The organism is Halopseudomonas pertucinogena, from assembly GCF_014646575.1.
GTDB lineage: Bacteria > Pseudomonadota > Gammaproteobacteria > Pseudomonadales > Pseudomonadaceae > Halopseudomonas > Halopseudomonas pertucinogena.
In genome coordinates this window covers 447,172-463,418 of the sequence record NZ_BMNN01000002.1, presented here as the reverse complement: position 1 = coordinate 463,418, position 16,247 = coordinate 447,172, and the positions used below count along the sequence as shown (strand labels likewise).

Here is a 16,247-nt window from a genome sequence, read left to right as displayed (position 1 = left end):
TTGTGGGCCGTCAACCCTCAACACTACCAAGAATCACCGCCTTGATCACGAACCCCAGCACGCCCAGGCCCAGGGCAAAGAACAGGACGGCGGTACCCCAGCGGCCCGCCTTGGATTTTTTCGCCAGATCCCAGACGATGAATCCCATGAACGCCACCAGGGCGAAAATGGAAATGGGCAGGGCGAGAGCTTCAAATTCTTCGTAGGACACGTAAGACTCCATTCGGAAAAGGGTTAACTATCTGACCAGATGCCCCAGAGGCAATTCCGTACTCGAAACTACCTGATTGAGCACGAAGCTCGAACGGACGCTGGACACCCCCTCGATCCGGGTCAGGGTGCCCAGCAGGAACTGCTGGTAATGATCCATATCCTGGACCACCACCCGCAGCTGATAATCGGCATCCATACCGGTCACCAGGGCGCAGCTCTGCACCTCCGGACACTTGCGGATTGCCGATTCGAAGTTGGCGAAGCGGTCCGGCGTGTGGCGATCCATGCCGATCATGACAAAGGCCGTCAGCGTCAGGCCCAGCTTCTGCTGATCCAGCAGCGCGACATGACGGGTGATATAGCCAGCTTCTTCCAGTTGCCTGACCCGCCGCGAGCAGGGCGATGGCGAGAGACCGATACGGTCGGCCAGCTCCTGATTGCTGATGCTGGCATCCTCCTGCAGCGCAGCCAGTATCTTCAGGTCATAACGATCGAGATCGGGGGGATTCATCAGGTCACCTCATTGAATTGCGTGCACGCTGCGGATGTTGGTGAATTATTGCTCGATGGTGGCGAGGTTCTGCAATAAAAGGCAAGAAATGGCGCCGGGCGCTCGTTATTATATCAGCAAGTTTTCAAGCCCTGGCCGGCGAGTCCAACCGGTCGCTCCAGAAGAGCGATGCAGGGATGGCAGTTTCCACCGGAACTGACCCATCACCCGGCCACCCCAGCCCACAAGGCAGAGGGACAGGCACCATCCCACGAGGATGCGGAGCAGGACAGACGCAGCGGCCGACCATGTCGGCCGTTGGCGTTTCTGGCGCCCGGTATCTCAGACCGGGTCCTTGTGCACCAGGACTTCCGCCCGGGAATATCGCTTCTGTATCGCCAGACGTACCTGCTCCCCAAGCGCGTGCGCCTCACTCAGGGGCAGGTCGCCGGGCAGCTCCAGGTGCAGCTGCATGAACCACTGCTGTCCCGACTGGCGGGTGCGCAGGTCATGCACGTCGATCACCCCGGGCACCGCCCGGGCCAGGGCCAGAGCCTCCTTGCGCACCTCGTCGGGCAGCTCATGATCCATAAGGATCTGCACCGCGTCCTGGCCGATCCGCACGGCACTGAAGCCGATGACCAGCGCGATGGCGATACCGAACAGGGCATCGGCGCCGGGTATGCCGTAGTGCGCCAGCAGCAGGGCGACGATGATGCTGCCGTTCATCAGGAGGTCGGAGCGGTAATGCAGCGCATCGGCGCGGATCGCGGTCGAGCCGGTGCGCCGTATCACTCTGGCCTGGAAGCGCAACAGCAACAGGGTAGCGATGATCGACAGCAGCATCACCGCCACGCCGTACCAGGCCGCGTCCAGCGGCTGCGGATTGCGCAGCCGGTCGATGCCCTGATAGAGCACCAGCAGCGCGGAACCGGCAATGAACACCGATTGCGCCAGCCCGGCCAGCGCTTCTGCCTTGCCGTGGCCGTAGCGGTGTCCCTTGTCCGGCGGGGTCAGCGCATAGGCAACCGCGATCAGGTTGATGAGCGATGCTCCGGCGTCCATCAGCGAGTCGATCAGTGAAGCTAGCAGACTCACCGAGCCGGACATGTACCAGACCAGCGCCTTGAGTGCGATCAGCAGCAGGGCAACCAGCACCGAGGCGTAGGTCGCCAGTTTCAACAGCCGATCATTCTGCACCTGGGTCGGTTGCCGGGGCGGGTTCATCAGCCGCGGGCCGGCACGCCGAGCATGGCCAGCTGGCGGGCCTGGGGCTGGTTGACGTGCAGCGCCTGCTCCATCGGCAGGTCGATACCCAGGTCCTGCTGGAGAATGGCCTTGAGCAGCAGGGGATCCACCTCGCCGTCGGCGCCAACGGCCTCACCCAGGCGCTCCGGCGCCAGGGTGTAGCGGTCGTCCGGAAAGTAGATCGCCCCTGTGGTGAAGTCCACGGCGAAGGCGATCAGCCCCGGAATGACATAGAACAGCAGGCCGATGCCGTTGAGAATCGCCACGCCCGGGTCGATCTCGCCGCTGATCTGGCCGCGGCGCTCGGGATAGAACACCGTACCGCAGGCCGACAGTTGAGTAATCAGAGTGGTGCTCAGCACAATGCTGGCCAGAGCCTTCAGACGCATGATGATCCTCGTGGTGACAGATAACCTATCCAGCCGACACTATACGCTTCGGCGGTGATGGCTTGAAGACAGCAGGGTTATAATGCGCCCTTTCACAAGACGTGCCCATTGATGAACCAGCTCCCCGTACAGGCCGTGCTCGGCGAACTCCACCAGCAGCTGGCCAGCCACCCCAGCGTGGTGCTGCAGGCGCCACCCGGCGCCGGCAAGACGACCCTGGTGCCGCTGGCCCTGCTCGACGCCCACTGGCTCGCCGGTCAGAAGATCATCCTGCTCGAACCGCGTCGGCTGGCCGCCCGGGCTGCGGCCGAACGGCTTGCGCAACTGCTGGGCGAGCCGGTGGGGCAGACCGTGGGCTACCGCATCCGTCTGGAAAGCCGGGTCAGCGCCGCCACCCGCATCGAAGTGGTGACCGAGGGCATCCTGCAGCGGCTGCTGCAGGCCGATCCCGAGCTGCCCGGCGTGGGGCTGGTGATCTTCGACGAATTCCATGAACGCAGCCTGGATGCGGACCTGGGTCTGGCGCTGTGCCTGCAGACCCAGCAATACCTGCGTGACGAGGGCAATCCGCTCAGGCTGCTGGTGATGTCCGCTACCCTGGACGCCGCAGCGGTGAGCAAGCTGCTGGACAACGCACCACTGGTGGTCAGCGAGGGACGCCAGTATCCGGTAACCATCCAGCATGGTGCCGCCATCTCCCCCGGCCAGTCCATCGAGCCGCTGCTGGAGCAGACGATCCTGCAGGCACTGGCCAGTGACAGCGGCAGCCTGCTGGTGTTTCTCCCCGGCGCCGCAGAAATACGCCGGCTGCAGTCCCGGCTGGAGGACGCGCTGGCTGGCCAGCCGCATATCGATATCGCCCCGCTGTATGGCGACCTGGACTTCGCCGCCCAGCGTCAGGCCATCAGTCCGGCGGCGCCCGGACGCCGCAAGATTGTGCTGGCCACGCCGATTGCCGAAACCAGCCTGACCATCGAGGGGGTAAGGGTGGTTATCGACTCGGGATTGTGCCGTCAACCCGCGTTCGATCCGGTATCCGGCATGACCCGGCTGCACACCCGCCGCATCTCCCGGGCCGCTGCAGAGCAGCGCGCCGGCCGGGCAGGGCGAACCGAGCCCGGCACCTGCTATCGCCTGTGGTCAGCCGACCAGCACGCACAGCTGGCGGCGCAGACGCCTGCGGAAATCCTCCAGGCCGACCTGGCGCCGCTGGCGCTGCAGCTGGCCCAATGGGGCATTGACGATCCCACCGAGCTGGCCTGGCTGGACGTGCCGCCGGGCGCAGCATTGCAGCAGGGCCGTGATCTGCTGGTGCAGCTCAATGCCCTTGAGCGCACCGAGGGCGGCTGGAAGCTGACCGCCCATGGTGCCGCGTTATGTGGCCTGCCGATGCACCCGCGGCTGGCACACATGCTGCTGCGTGGGCAGTTCCTGGGGCTGGGCAGACTGGCCTGCAGGCTGGCGGCGATCCTCGGCGAAAGGGATCTGCTGCGGGGCGTGGACGACGCCGATATCGGCCGCCGGCTGGCGGCCTTCGACGCGCCGCGCAACGAGCCGGCATTGGACCGTGGCGCGCTGCAGCGGGCGCGCAAGCTGGCCGAGCAGTGGCAACGGCTGATCAGCCAGGTCGCCGTGGAGCAACAACTCGACCAGCCGGACAGCGAACACTGGGCCGGGTTGCTGCTGGCGCTGGCCTATCCCGACCGGATTGCCCGCCGCCGCGGCGAACAGGGCAGCGACTACCGTCTGGCCAACGGCCGCTCCGCGGCCTTCGCCCAGGTCGACAGCCTGCAGCAGCGCGAGTGGCTGGCCATTGCCAGTCTCGGTGGTCACGCCAGCCAGCGCAATGCGCGCATCTTTCTCGCTGCCGCGCTGGATCCCCAATGGATTGGCGCGTATCTGCCGGCGCTGGTGCGCACGGAGCAGACCCTGGAATGGGACCCGCGCAGCGAGACCCTGGTGGCCGAGCAGCAACGGCGCGTCGGCGCACTGATATTGAGCCGTGAGCCGCTCAAGGCCATCGAGCCAGAGCAGCGCAACCGCGCACTCTGCGCCGTGGTGCGCAAGCAGGGCATCCAACTGCTGCCATGGACACCGGAGCTGCGCCAGTGGCAGGCACGCATTCAGCTGCTGCGCGAGCTCGACCTTCAGCAGGGCAGCGAGTCCGTCTGGCCGGACCTCTCCGACCAGCGGCTTCTCGATACCCTGGAAGACTGGCTCGCCCCCTGGCTGGACAAGGTCAACCGTCTGGCCCACTTCGGCAACCTGGACCTGCCGGCGATCCTTGCCAGCCTCCTGCCCTGGCCCCTGCCGCGGGAGCTCGACGAGCAGGCACCCACCCACTGGCAAGTGCCCACCGGCTCGCGTATTCGCATCGATTACAGCGAAACCCCGCCGGTGCTCGCCGTGCGGCTGCAGGAACTGTTCGGCAGCCGCACCACGCCGCGTATCGCCCAGGGCCGAGTTGCGCTCAAGCTGCACCTGCTGTCCCCGGCACGCCGGCCGGTGCAGGTGACCCAGGACCTGGGAGGCTTCTGGAGTGGTAGTTACGACGAGGTGAAGAAGGACATGAAGGGGCGTTATCCGAAGCACTACTGGCCGGACGACCCCCTGCAGGCCGAACCGACCACACGGGCCAAGCCGCGGAAGGGCTGAACAGCTGCGGCGCCTTTAAGCGCAGGCCGCCCCCGCGTACAATGCCCCCTCGCTTTTTGCCGGAGTGGTCGATGGACAATACCAGTCAGATTCTTCAACGCAGCACCGAGCTGTTCGCCGGGCAGCGCCTGTTGCTGGTCAACCCCCCAGCGGACGAGCTGACCCGTGAGCTGCCGGCGGACTGGCATGTCTGGACCTGGGACTACGCGGTCTTTCTCTCCCTGCGCGGCAAGTTGCCGGAACACCAGCTGAGCTTCTCCCACATCTGCCCGGCGGTGGAGGATCTTGAAGGTGCGATCCTGGTGATGCCCAAGGCCATCGAGCGGGCCGAATACGCGCTGGCGCAGATGGCGCCGCAGCTGGCAGCGGGCTGCCCGCTGTATCTGGTGGGCGAGAAGAAGGGCGGTATCACCCGGGCGGAAAAGCTGCTTGTCGACCTGGGTGACGGAGCGGAGAAGCTCGACTCGGCCCGGCATTGCCAGCTGTGGCGCACCCGCGTTTCCGGCGATGCGCCGCCCTTCGATCTGGCTGGCTGGCAGCAGGAGGTCGAGCTGGACTTTCCCGACCAGCAGGTGCGGCTGCTGAGCCTGCCCGGTGTCTTCAGCCATGGCCGGCTGGATGAGGGCAGTGCCCTGCTGCTGGAAGAGAACGCCCCGCTGCCCGCAGGCAAGGTGCTGGACTTCGGCTGCGGGGCAGGTGTGCTCAGCGTGGTGCTGGCGCGGCGCAATCCCGATTGCCGCTTTGAACTGGTGGATATCGACGCCCTGGCACTGCACTGTGCCCGACAGACCCTGCAGCGCAATGGCATCGAGGCTCAGGTCTATCCCACCAGCGGGCTCAGCGATGTTCACGGCCGTTATGCAGCTGTGGTCAGCAATCCACCGTTCCACACTGGCGTGCGCCACGATACCAGCATCGCCGAGCGCTTCTTCAACGGGGTTACCCGCAACCTGCTGCCCGGGGGCGAACTGCGCATCGTCGCCAATGGTTTTCTCAGGTATCCGCCGCTGATTGAAAGCCATATCGGCGCCTGCCGCGTCCTGCGCGAGAACAGCCGGTTCAAGGTGTACTCTGCGGTAGCGCCCGGTTGATTTGCCGGTCGGCCCTTGTTAGAGTTGCCGGCGTCTTAGGGGAGTAGTCTCTCCGGAAGCCCGCCTTCCAAGGCAAACGTCAACATACTTGGCCCGCAGGCCATGGCGTTTGCGACCCGCCGTCACCTCCGGGTGGCTGGGGTCTGACGAGACCTTTGACACGGAACACCAGCCGAGGCGGGGGTGTATTCGTGTCATTGGAAAAGTCTGACCCGTCCTCGTTGTGGAAAATCCGTGGAAGCTTTTCTCGTTTCAACCGGGGTGGTCACGCTGGCAGAGATCGGCGACAAGACCCAGTTGCTGGCGCTGCTGCTGGCTGCACGTTTCCGTCGGCCCTGGCCGATCATCTGGGGCATTCTGGTCGCCACCATCGTCAACCATGCTCTGGCCGGCGCTGTGGGGCAACTGATCAGCGAGATCCTCAGTGACACCTGGCTGTACGGTCTGGTAGCGGCAAGCTTCCTCGCGGTGGCAGCCTGGACCCTGGTGCCCGACAAGCTCGATGATGACAATACCCCTCCAATCAGTCGTTATGGCGCCTTCATGGCCGCCCTGGTGGCTTTCTTCATTGCTGAAATGGGCGACAAGACGCAGATCGCCACCGTGGTGCTGGCGGCGCAGTTCGATGCCTACCTCTGGGTCGTGCTCGGCACCACACTGGGCATGATGCTGGCCAACGTGCCCGTGGTGTTCCTCGGCAACCTGGCGGCGGCCAGACTGCCTCTCGCACTGATCCGGGTAATTACCGCGCTGCTGTTCCTCGGGCTGGGCCTGTACGCCGCCTGGCTGGCCTGGACGCAGATGGTTGCGGTGGGGTGATACTCCTGGCTGGAGTTGCAGCAGGGTGGCGACGCCTGGATACGTCCGATGCACAGTCGCGTGTTTCGTGATGACAGTGAATTGCAGGCGGGTTGATTGCGCCCTGGTCGGTGGCCCGGGTGACCGGCCAGGGGGTACCATGGTCCCCAGCATGTTGTCGGTCGACACCCGACCGGACGAATACTGGGAGGATCAGATGAGCAATTCAGCCTATGTGCCACCAAGGGTCTGGACCTGGGATAAGGATAACGGCGGCAAGTTCGCCAACATCAACCGGCCGATCGCCGGCCCCACCCACGAGCGGGAACTGCCCCGGGGCAAGCATCCGCTGCAGCTGTATTCGCTGGCCACGCCCAATGGTGTCAAGGTCACCATCATGCTTGAGGAGCTGCTGGAGCTGGGCATCGCCGAGGCCGAGTACGATGCCTGGTTGATCCGCATCCAGGAGGGCGACCAGTTCGCCAGCGGCTTCGTCGAGATCAACCCCAACTCCAAGATTCCGGCGCTGCTGGATACCAGCGTCAACCCACCGCTGCGGGTGTTCGAGTCCGGCTCCATTCTGGTGTACCTGGCGGAGAAATATGGCCACTTCCTGCCGCAGGATCTGGCAGGCCGCACCGAATGTCTGAACTGGCTGTTCTGGCAGATGGGCAGCGCGCCGCTGCTGGGAGGTGGCTTCGGTCACTTCTATGCCTATGCTCCCGAGAAGTTCGAATACCCGATCAACCGCTACACCATGGAGGTGAAGCGTCAGTTGGACGTGCTCGACCGCCAACTGGCAGAGAGGCCCTACGTTGCCGGCGAGCAGTACAGCATCGCCGACATGGCCATCTGGCCCTGGTACGGCGGCGTCGCCACCAACCAGGTATACGAAGCGGCAGAGTTCCTCGAAGCCCACAGCTACACCCATGTACTGCGCTGGGCCGAAGAAATCGGCAAACGCCCTGCAGTGCAGCGCGGCCGCAAGGTCAACCGCACCTGGGGTGAACTGGACGAACAGGTACCCGAGCGGCACTCGGCCGAGGATTTCGACTGACGCCGGAGCCCAGACCCGTCGAGATGGAACTCGACGTTCCCGGGTGGTTGGGCCCGGTTCAGCCCTTCGGGAACGTGCGCGGGCCGCGTCTCGGGCCGGGAGGTTCGAGTTCCATCTCGAACAAGGAGGGTGGCAGCGCAGCACGCTCGTCGAGATGGAACTCGACGTTCCCGGGTGGTGGTCCTGGGTCAGTCCCTCGGGAACGTTCGCGGGCTGCGTCTCGGGCCGGGAGGTTCGAGTTCCATCTCGAACAAGGAGGGTGGCAGCGCAGCACGCTCGTCGAGATGGAACTCGACGTTCCCGGGGGGTAGCCCCGAGTCAGTCCCTGGGGACCGTGCGCGGGCTGCGTCTCGGGCCGGGAGGTTCGAGTTCCATCTCGAACCAGGAGGGTAGCAGCGCAGCACGCTCGTCGAGGTGGAACTCGACGTTCCCGGGTGGCTCGACGCTCCGGGGGCGGCCGGCCCTCAGCGTGGTTGAAAGCGCACCGATTGCATCTCCCGCAGCCGGCTCAGGGTGCGCTGGAAGGGGAAGGTCAGGGCCCCTTCGGTGTACAGCTCATCCAGCGGCACCTGCGCTTCGATATACAGCGGTACGCCACGGTCGTAGCATTCATCCACCAGGGCTATCAGCCGGCGCACGCTGTCATCCTGGCGCGACAGCGCCGGCAGCACGCGGTCGCCGGCTCTGACCTGCTCGGCGGCATCCTCGGTTCCCCGGGCGATGCGCATCTCCCTGGCCGCTCCGCCCAGGCGCGGTACGCGGCCCAGCAGTATCGCTGGATACCGGTCACACAGGGCGATGAAATCCAGCGCTCCCAGTGGCCGTTCACACAAATCAGCGAAGTCGAACCAGGCCGCCGCGGTGCAGTGGCGTTTTGGCTGCAGTTGCTGATGGTTCACTTCGATCGGCGCTGTGCAGTTGTCCAGATTCCCGCACAGTTGCCGGAACACTGCGCCCAGCGCCTGGTCATCAGCCACCCAGTACCGCTGCACGACATCCGCCGGATGCAGCCGGTGATCCTGCCCGCCGTCCACGTTCAGCACCTGCATGTTCGCTGCAATGGCGGCCAGCGCCGGCAACAGCCGTTCGCGGTTGTGACCGTGCTCGTACAACTGGTCCGGCGGCTGGTTGGAGGTGGCTACCAGCACCAGACCCTCGTCGAACAGGGTGATGAAGAGCGTGCCGAGAATACTGGCATCGCCGATGTCATTGATGAACAGCTCGTCAAAACACAGCACCCGTACCTCGGCGGCCAGTTCGCGGGCGATGGTCTGCAACGGGTTGGCCGTGCCGGTCAGCGCGAACAGCCGGCGGTGCACCCACTGCATGAAGTGATGGAAGTGCTGGCGGCGGCTCGGCACCTGCAGGCTGCGATGGAAGACGTCCATCAGCCAGGTCTTGCCGCGGCCGACCGGGCCCCAGAGATAGACGCCGCGTGGCGGGTATCCGGCGTCGCTGTGCAATTGTCGGTGCAGGTCATCCAGGGCAAGAGCGGCGCGCTGCTGGGCCGGATCGGGCACGAAACCACGTTCGAGTGCTTGCTGCAGAGCCTGAAGGGGGGTACGAAGGTCAATAGAAGAAGTCATGGGCGGTTATGCTCGCCCAGATCGGCCGGGAATGCCAATGGCTGCCGCTCGACCCCTTGCACCCCATGCAAGTGCGCTACCGGGCCCGGGCCGGGCCCGCGCCGCGGATGGTATCACAGGAGAAAGTCGAGCGGCGTCCCTTCAGTCCTCTTCGCCGAGGAAGTTGACGGTCAGCATCGCCAGCGCCCGGGTGCCGACGACCAGCGCGCTTTCATCCACGAAAAACTCGGGGTTGTGGTTCGGCGCTGCCTTGGCCGGGGCCTGGCCATCGGGGGTGATGCCGAGAAATACATAAAGCCCCGGGGCCTGCTGGGCGAAGAAGGAGAAGTCCTCCGCCGCACCGGGCAGCTCGGCGGTGGCGACCTTGCCATCAGCGGCTCGCTCCAGCACCGGCGCCATGCGCTCGGCCAGCTCGGCGTCGTTGATGGTGGTGCTGTACATCGGCTCGATGGACACCTCGGCGCTCGCCCCCGCGCTTTCGGCGATCTTTTCCGCGCTGAGCTTCAGGTCCTCGCGTACCTTCTGGCGAACGTCCTCGTCGTAGGTGCGGATGGTGCCGCTCATCTCGACGGTCTCGGGGACGATATTGGGGCCGGTGCCGCCATTGATGGTGCCGATGGTGATCACCGCCGGCGAGCGGGTCAGGTTGGCCTTGCGGCTGACCACGGTCTGCACTCCGTTGATCACCTGGGCGGACGTGACGATGGGGTCGACCGTGTTCCAGGGCATGCCGCCGTGGCCCTGGCTGCCGGTGACGCTGATGTTGAGCATGTCACTGGCGGCGGTGGTCGCGCCGGTACGCCAGCTCAGCTGGCCGGACGGTCCGGGCATCACGTGCAGGGCAAAGATGGCGTCGGGCTTGATGTCGTCGAACAGGCCATCCTCGAGCATCTTCTTTGCGCCCCAGCTGGCATCCGGGCCGGGTTGCACCAGGCTGGAGCCTTCCTCGGCCGGCTGGAAGATGAACATCACCGTGCCCTCGATCTCGTCACGCATATCGGCCAGCACCTCGGCGGTGGCCATCAGCATGGCGGTATGGGCGTCGTGGCCACAGGCATGCATCACGTCCACCTCGACGCCGTGGTAAATGCCCTTGGCCGTGGAGGCAAAGGGCAGCCCGGCCGGCTCCTTGACCGGCAGCGCGTCCATGTCCGCGCGCAGGGCTACGGTACGACCGGGTTTGCCACCCTTGAGAATGCCGACCACGCCGGTACGGCCCACTTCGGTCTGCACCTCGAGCCCGAGCTTTTCCAGATGCTCGGCGACCAGGGCCGCGGTACGGGTCTCCTGCTCACCCAGTTCGGGATGCTGGTGAATATCCCGACGCCATTCGATCAGCCGGTCCTCGATAGCGGATGCGCCTTCGCGGATCTGTTGCTCCAGAGGGTTCGGTGCGGTTTGCGCGCCTGCACTGGCGCTGGCTACCAGCGTGGCCAACAATGCTGCCTGAAGAGGTTTGCGTATGAATTTCATAGGATTACCTTGAGATAGTGAACAGACCGCCGGTCGCTGATGGACAATGAGGCTGCCACGATGACGCGTACCGGTATCAGCGGTTCCCTTATGTCGTACCATTCCCTTGGATTGGGACAATTCTAATGGCCAGGCGTGCGACAGATATGTCGGGGGAGTAACAGAATGTGTGAGTTGATGGGCATGAGCGCCAACGTACCCACGGATATCTGTTTCAGCTTTTCCGGGCTGATGCAGCGTGGCGGGCGCACCGGTCCGCATTGTGATGGCTGGGGTGTGGCCTTCTACGAGGGGCGCGGGGTGCGCTGCTTCCATGATCCGGCGCCCTGTCACAGTTCGGCCATCGCCCAGCTGATCGAGAGCTACCCGATCAAGTCGGAGAACGTGATCTGCCATATCCGCCAGGCCAACGTGGGCCGGGTCAGTCTGGCCAACACCCATCCGTTCACACGCGAGCTGTGGGGGCAGTACTGGACCTTCGCGCACAACGGCCAGATCAGCGACTTCGTGGCCGGGGAGGGCCCGTTCCAGCCGGTGGGCAATACCGACAGCGAGGCCATCTTCTGCGACCTGCTCAACCGTCTGCGGGCACGCTTTGCCCGGCAGCCGGATCGGGATGAGATCCTCGATTGTCTTACCGCCGCCTGCGCTGACTACGCCGCCCGGGGCGTATGCAACCTGCTGCTGAGCAATGGCCAGTGGCTCTTTACGCTATGCACCACGAAGCTGGCCTGGATCACCCGCCGCGCGCCCTTCGGCCCGGCGCAGTTGCGGGACATGGAGATGGTAGTGGACTTTCAGGAGCACACCACACCTGATGACGTGGTGACGGTGATAGCCACCGAGCCGCTGACGAGCAATGAGCAGTGGCACAGTTATCAGCCGGGGGAGTGGCGTCTGTGGCAGGGCGGAGAGACATTGCGCCAGGGAAACATCTCTATCGCCGCGAGGTCGCGGCTCCTACCGGAATGAACGGCCATCAATCCGAGACCGAAGGTGTCACGGACCCAGGCCAGGACGGGCAGGAGCCGCGACCTCGCGGCGATGGCGTGCGCAGCACGCCCCCGCCCCGACTTCATACCCTGGACTGATTCCTCAGGCTCGCCTGGGACACGTTGCTGCCCGGCGGCAGGCTGCGGGTGACCCACACGTTGCCGCCAATGGTCGACCCGGCGCCGATGGTGATGCGCCCGAGAATGGTCGCACCGGCGTAGATCACCACGTCGTCCTCGACGATCGGGTGACGCGGCTGGCCCTTCATCAGCTTGCCCTGATCATCGGATTCGAAGCGTTTGGCACCCAGGGTCACCGCCTGATAGATCCGCACCCGCTCACCGATGATGGCGGTCTCACCGATCACCACGCCGGTGCCATGGTCGATGAAGAAGCTCTCGCCGATCTGCGCGCCGGGGTGGATGTCGATGCCGGTATCCGAATGCGCCAGCTCGCTGATGATGCGCGCCAGCAGGGTCAGGCCGTCCCGATACAGCAGGTGGGCGATGCGGTGGTGGATGATCGCCATGACCCCGGGATAGCACAGCAGCACCTCATCCACCGATTTCGCAGCCGGATCACCGTGATAGGCGGCCATCACATCGGTATCCAGCACCCGCCGCAGCCGGGGCAGTTCGGCGGCGAAACGGCGCACGATATCCTCCGCACGCTGGCGCAGCTCGGCACACTCAAGCGGCTGCTTGCGGTGGGTGTGCCGCAGCTCCAGCACGGCCTGCTGCAGCAGGGCGTTGAGGCAGGAGTCGAGGGTATGTCCGACGTAGAAGTCCTCGTTCGCCTTGCGCAGATCCGGCGGACCGAGGCGCATGGGGAACAGCGCCCCGGCCAGCGCTTCGATTATGGTCTTCATCACGGTCCGGGAGGGCAGCTCCCGGTCGCCGGGCTCGTGGGTACGCCCCTGGGCGCTGCGCCATTCGGAGCGCGCATCGCGCAGTTGCTCAACGATGCTGTCTAGTTGCCAGTTGTGGTCGTAGGTCATGGCTCATGCATTCTGATCACGGAAACCGCCCATGGTAGTCACTCCCGGCGCAGGTCGCAAAGCCCACCCGCCCGGAGAGGGGCGCCTGTCCATTTGAATGAACTCCCCCCTGCGGGCGTTCGTCGAATGATGCAGAAAGCCAGTCAGCCCGTTTCACTACCACCGGAGGTATGCATGTACGAGCACATCACTCAATCGGACCTGTCGGAACTGCTGAAACTGCAGGGCCAGCCCTATCTGTCACTGTATATGCCGATGGCCAGATCCTTCCCCGATCAGGAACAGAATCCGGTGCGCTATCGCAACCTGCTGCGCAAGCTGCGGGATCAGGTGGAGAACGGCAGCGCCAATGCCGACCCCGCTCTGCTTGAACCCTTCGATGCGCTGCTGCATGAGGATGAGCTGTGGCGCAGCCCCCGGGATGGTCTTGCAGTCATCGGCGGCAGCGATGTGTTCAAGGTGTTTTCACTGCACCAGCCGGTGGATGAGCTGGTGCGTGTCGACCAGCAGCCCTGTCTCAAACCGCTGATGCGTATCAGCCAGTCCGGCGGCGCCTATCAGGTATTGTGCGTGACGCGTGACGCGGTGCGGCTGTTCCAGGGGGACCAGAATGTGCTGGAGGAAGTAGAGCTGCATCCGGACGTGCCGCGCAACCTCGAACAGGCCCTGGGTGAGGAGCTCACTGCCAAGGACCAGTCAGGCAACCCCCACGGCTTCAGTCGCGCCGCCGACAGGACCAGCGGCTCGGCGCGCCACGAGGCAGGCGGTGGTGGCAAGCAGGATGAGATCGATATCGACCGGGAACGCTATTTCCGCGCCATCGACAAGGCCATCGTCGAGCATCACGCCCGTTCCGGGCTGCCGCTCATTCTTGCTGCGTTGCCCCGTAACCAGGCCGCCTACCGCGCCGTCAGCCATCACCCGACTCTGCTCGACGAAGGCATCGCCCAGGATCCGGGGCTGATGGATGCCGCCGGGCTGCGGGAGGAGGCCGCCACTATCATCACCCGGCGTCACAATGCCTCGCTGGACAGCGCACTGGAGCGTTATGGTGTAGCGCAGGGTCAGAAGCTTGCCTCCAATGACATCGGTGAAATCGGCGAGGCGGTGTTTGCCGGCAGGGTGTCGTTGCTGCTGGTGGAGTCCGGCCGCGATATACCCGGTACCGTCGATATGCAGAGCGGGGCCGTTCAGCTTGATGGCGAGCCTGACGGGGAGATGGCGACCGGCGCCGACGTGCTGGATCAGCTGATTCCCCGGGCGGTGCAGAACGGGGCTGAGGTGGTGATGCTGCCCCAGGGGCTGGTGCCGGGTAGCAGCGGAGCCGCTGCGGTGTTCCGGTTCTGATTCCGGGGCGGCAGAATCAGGCAGCGGAGGGCGAGTCTGTGTCGAGATGGAACTCGACACTCCCGGTAGGGTTCGACCCTCTCGGGTCGGGACAGGAATGAGGTTGCCTATTCTTTCTTCAGACCTTCGGCAGCGGGGCCGAACCATTTGTCCGCCTGGTCGCGGCTGCGTTGCTTGATGTCATCGGTGACATACATCGCTACCGTGGCCAGAGCGGCCGCCAGCACGCCCAGATCGTCGGTGTAACCGACCAGGGGGGCAAAGTCGGGAATGGCATCCAGCGGGAAGATGAAATAGCCCAGCGCGCCATAGATGGCCGTCCTGGCCCAGCGCGGAGTCTCCGGACTCTGGGCGGCGAAAAACAGCCAGAGTGCCTTCTCCACCACCTCTCTCCCGGCAACGCGGGCGTAGCGGGCAAGTTTCCGGTGGAAGCTGCTCTCGCTGTAGGCAGTGGCGTAACCATGCAGGCGGTTGTTCATGGCTTTCTCCGGTTTGCTGGCTCTGTATGCTGACCATGATATACCCGAAAAAGGTGCCGTGCAGATAGCAGAACCCCGGCGCCGGGCCGGGGTTCATATTGCTCAGAGCAGAGCGAAGTTGTAGGTCAGGTAGACACGCAGCTGATCCTGATCCCGCTCCCCGGCAACATCGGAACGGAGGCTGGCATGGCGCACCGATACCCCCAGATCCTTGAACATGCCCTTCTGCACGACATAGTCGAGGCGCAGGTTGCGCTCCCACTCGGAGTCGCCGTTGCCAGGCTCGGCGTCAACATCGGACCCGCGCAGATACTTGGCGGTGAAGCTAAGCCCCGGCACATAGTCAGCGAAGTTGTAGCTGTACTGGCCTACCCAGGTCTTCTCGCCGGCACGCTCGAACTTGTTGATCTGCGAGTCGGTGATCAGGTAGGCAGTGGAACCGCCGCCGTTGTTCAGATAGACGAAGTCGCTGTCGCCACTCATCTTCTGATAACCGATACCTGCCGCGTGGTTGCTCAGCTTGTAGGTGAACATCGCGCTCATTGCACGGTTGTCGACTTCACCGCCGTTATCCACGCCACGGGCAACATAGCCATCGGCGCGACCGCTGGCACTGCTGTTGGCGCCATGGGAGTCACTGTCGAAGTAGCGCAGGTCGGTCACCAGCTGACCGGCACCCAGGTCCATGGTGTGGACGGCACCGACGAAGTGCTGGTTGTAGTAATCCTTCAGCTGGGCAAAGTAATACTGCGCGACCAGGTTATCACCAAGCTGGGCATCACCACCCACGTACTGGAAGCGGTTCACGTCGGCATCGGCAGAGCTGCCGCCGATGCGCAGGCCTTCGTAGTTGGTGGAGTTGCGACCGTTGGACTCATCGAAGTGACCGGCATGCAGGGTCAGGTTACTGATCTCCCTGGAGGTCAGCATCGCACCGCTGTAGGTCTGCGGTAACAGGCGCCCGTCGTTGCGAACCACGACCGGCAGGTTCGGCTCCAGTCCGCGGCCCGCCTTCAGGACTGTTTCGGAGACCTTGGCCTTGGCAGCGAAGTCGATGCGACTGAAGTTGTTGACGGCACTGCCGTCATTCTTGAGTGGGAACATGGTGCCGGGGCGGCGGCTGTCACCGGGCTCCGCCGGGTTGGTGCCGCCGGAATCCAGGCGGATACCCGAGCGGGCGAACACATCCAGGCCGAAACCGATCGGTCCCTGGGTATAGCCGGAATTGAACTTGAGCATGAAGCCCTGACCCCACTCGCGATCACTGGGGGCGTTGGTTTCGTTCTTGTAATCGCCATCGAAATACAGGTTGCGCAGGCTCAGGTTTGCCTTGGCGTCCTCCACGAAACCGCCGCTCTGGGCGACGGACAGGCCGGGAAGGGCCAGCAGGCCAGCAGCTACGCCGGCGGCAATCAGGGATTTCTTCATCAT

General features: G+C 64.5%; 15 protein-coding genes and 1 riboswitch. Of the genes, 6 read left to right on the top strand and 9 right to left on the bottom strand.

What is annotated here, in order from left to right:
* Positions 1-10: 10 nt before the first annotated feature.
* The 4 genes from IEW63_RS07335 to IEW63_RS07320 all read right to left on the bottom strand — a co-directional run bounded on the left by IEW63_RS07335 (position 11) and on the right by IEW63_RS07320 (position 2,340).
* Positions 11-211 carry a DUF2788 domain-containing protein gene (locus IEW63_RS07335; RefSeq protein ID WP_229710377.1) on the bottom strand — a complete coding sequence of 67 codons (201 nt, stop codon included), beginning with the start codon at positions 209-211 and terminating at the stop codon, positions 11-13.
* A gap of 27 nt (positions 212-238) precedes the next feature.
* On the bottom strand, positions 239-724 hold the full coding sequence (locus IEW63_RS07330; RefSeq protein ID WP_188635947.1) for an Lrp/AsnC family transcriptional regulator: 486 nt from the start codon (positions 722-724) through the stop codon (positions 239-241).
* 321 nt (positions 725-1,045) lie between these two features.
* Positions 1,046-1,930 carry a cation diffusion facilitator family transporter gene (locus IEW63_RS07325; RefSeq protein WP_188635946.1) on the bottom strand — a complete coding sequence of 295 codons (885 nt, stop codon included), beginning with the start codon at positions 1,928-1,930 and terminating at the stop codon, positions 1,046-1,048.
* Positions 1,930-2,340: a polyribonucleotide nucleotidyltransferase gene (locus IEW63_RS07320; RefSeq protein WP_188635945.1), complete on the bottom strand. Its 411-nt coding sequence runs from the start codon at positions 2,338-2,340 to the stop codon at positions 1,930-1,932. The genes IEW63_RS07325 and IEW63_RS07320 overlap by 1 nt, the downstream gene beginning before the upstream one ends.
* 111 nt (positions 2,341-2,451) lie before the next feature.
* On the opposite strand from IEW63_RS07320, the gene hrpB reads away from it, so the two are divergent.
* From hrpB to yghU, 4 genes are all read left to right on the top strand, one after another.
* The gene (hrpB, locus tag IEW63_RS07315) at positions 2,452-4,995 is read left to right on the top strand and encodes an ATP-dependent helicase HrpB (RefSeq protein ID WP_188635944.1); all 2,544 of its coding nucleotides are present in this window, start codon (positions 2,452-2,454) and stop codon (positions 4,993-4,995) included.
* A gap of 71 nt (positions 4,996-5,066) precedes the next feature.
* Entirely contained in the window at positions 5,067-6,086 is a 1,020-nt protein-coding gene (locus IEW63_RS07310) for a methyltransferase (RefSeq protein WP_188635943.1), read from the top strand.
* A gap of 26 nt (positions 6,087-6,112) precedes the next feature.
* Positions 6,113-6,294: riboswitch (yybP-ykoY riboswitch) on the top strand.
* 26 nt (positions 6,295-6,320) lie between these two features.
* Complete coding sequence (locus IEW63_RS07305) at positions 6,321-6,905, top strand: TMEM165/GDT1 family protein (protein ID WP_188635942.1); 585 nt, start codon at positions 6,321-6,323, stop codon at positions 6,903-6,905.
* 196 nt (positions 6,906-7,101) lie between these two features.
* On the top strand, positions 7,102-7,941 hold the full coding sequence (gene yghU / locus IEW63_RS07300; RefSeq protein ID WP_188636076.1) for a glutathione-dependent disulfide-bond oxidoreductase: 840 nt from the start codon (positions 7,102-7,104) through the stop codon (positions 7,939-7,941).
* Positions 7,942-8,405: 464 nt separating this feature from the next.
* Here yghU and zapE read toward each other — a convergent pair whose 3' ends face one another.
* A complete protein-coding gene (zapE, locus tag IEW63_RS07295) occupies positions 8,406-9,527 on the bottom strand; it encodes a cell division protein ZapE (protein WP_188635941.1) in 1,122 nt (373 codons plus the stop codon).
* A gap of 141 nt (positions 9,528-9,668) precedes the next feature.
* Positions 9,669-11,000 carry an amidohydrolase gene (locus tag IEW63_RS07290; protein WP_188635940.1) on the bottom strand — a complete coding sequence of 444 codons (1,332 nt, stop codon included), beginning with the start codon at positions 10,998-11,000 and terminating at the stop codon, positions 9,669-9,671.
* A 165-nt stretch (positions 11,001-11,165) separates the two neighbouring features.
* On the opposite strand from IEW63_RS07290, the gene IEW63_RS07285 reads away from it, so the two are divergent.
* Complete coding sequence (locus tag IEW63_RS07285) at positions 11,166-11,972, top strand: class II glutamine amidotransferase (protein WP_188635939.1); 807 nt, start codon at positions 11,166-11,168, stop codon at positions 11,970-11,972.
* Between the two features lie 103 nt (positions 11,973-12,075).
* Here IEW63_RS07285 and epsC read toward each other — a convergent pair whose 3' ends face one another.
* A complete protein-coding gene (gene epsC / locus IEW63_RS07280; protein WP_188635938.1) occupies positions 12,076-12,990 on the bottom strand; it encodes a serine O-acetyltransferase EpsC in 915 nt (304 codons plus the stop codon).
* A 174-nt stretch (positions 12,991-13,164) separates the two neighbouring features.
* Here epsC and IEW63_RS07275 point away from each other — a divergent pair, with 174 nt between their 5' ends.
* Positions 13,165-14,337 (top strand): baeRF3 domain-containing protein, encoded by a 1,173-nt coding sequence (locus IEW63_RS07275; protein ID WP_188635937.1) that lies wholly within the window; start codon positions 13,165-13,167, stop codon positions 14,335-14,337.
* Positions 14,338-14,444: 107 nt separating this feature from the next.
* Here the strand turns inward: IEW63_RS07275 and IEW63_RS07270 are convergent, their stop codons facing one another.
* Together IEW63_RS07270 and IEW63_RS07265 are read right to left on the bottom strand one after the other, a co-directional pair.
* Positions 14,445-14,816 carry a YkvA family protein gene (locus IEW63_RS07270; RefSeq protein ID WP_188635936.1) on the bottom strand — a complete coding sequence of 124 codons (372 nt, stop codon included), beginning with the start codon at positions 14,814-14,816 and terminating at the stop codon, positions 14,445-14,447.
* A gap of 102 nt (positions 14,817-14,918) precedes the next feature.
* Positions 14,919-16,247, bottom strand: a complete 1,329-nt coding sequence (locus IEW63_RS07265) for an OprD family porin (protein WP_308423600.1) — start codon at positions 16,245-16,247, stop codon at positions 14,919-14,921.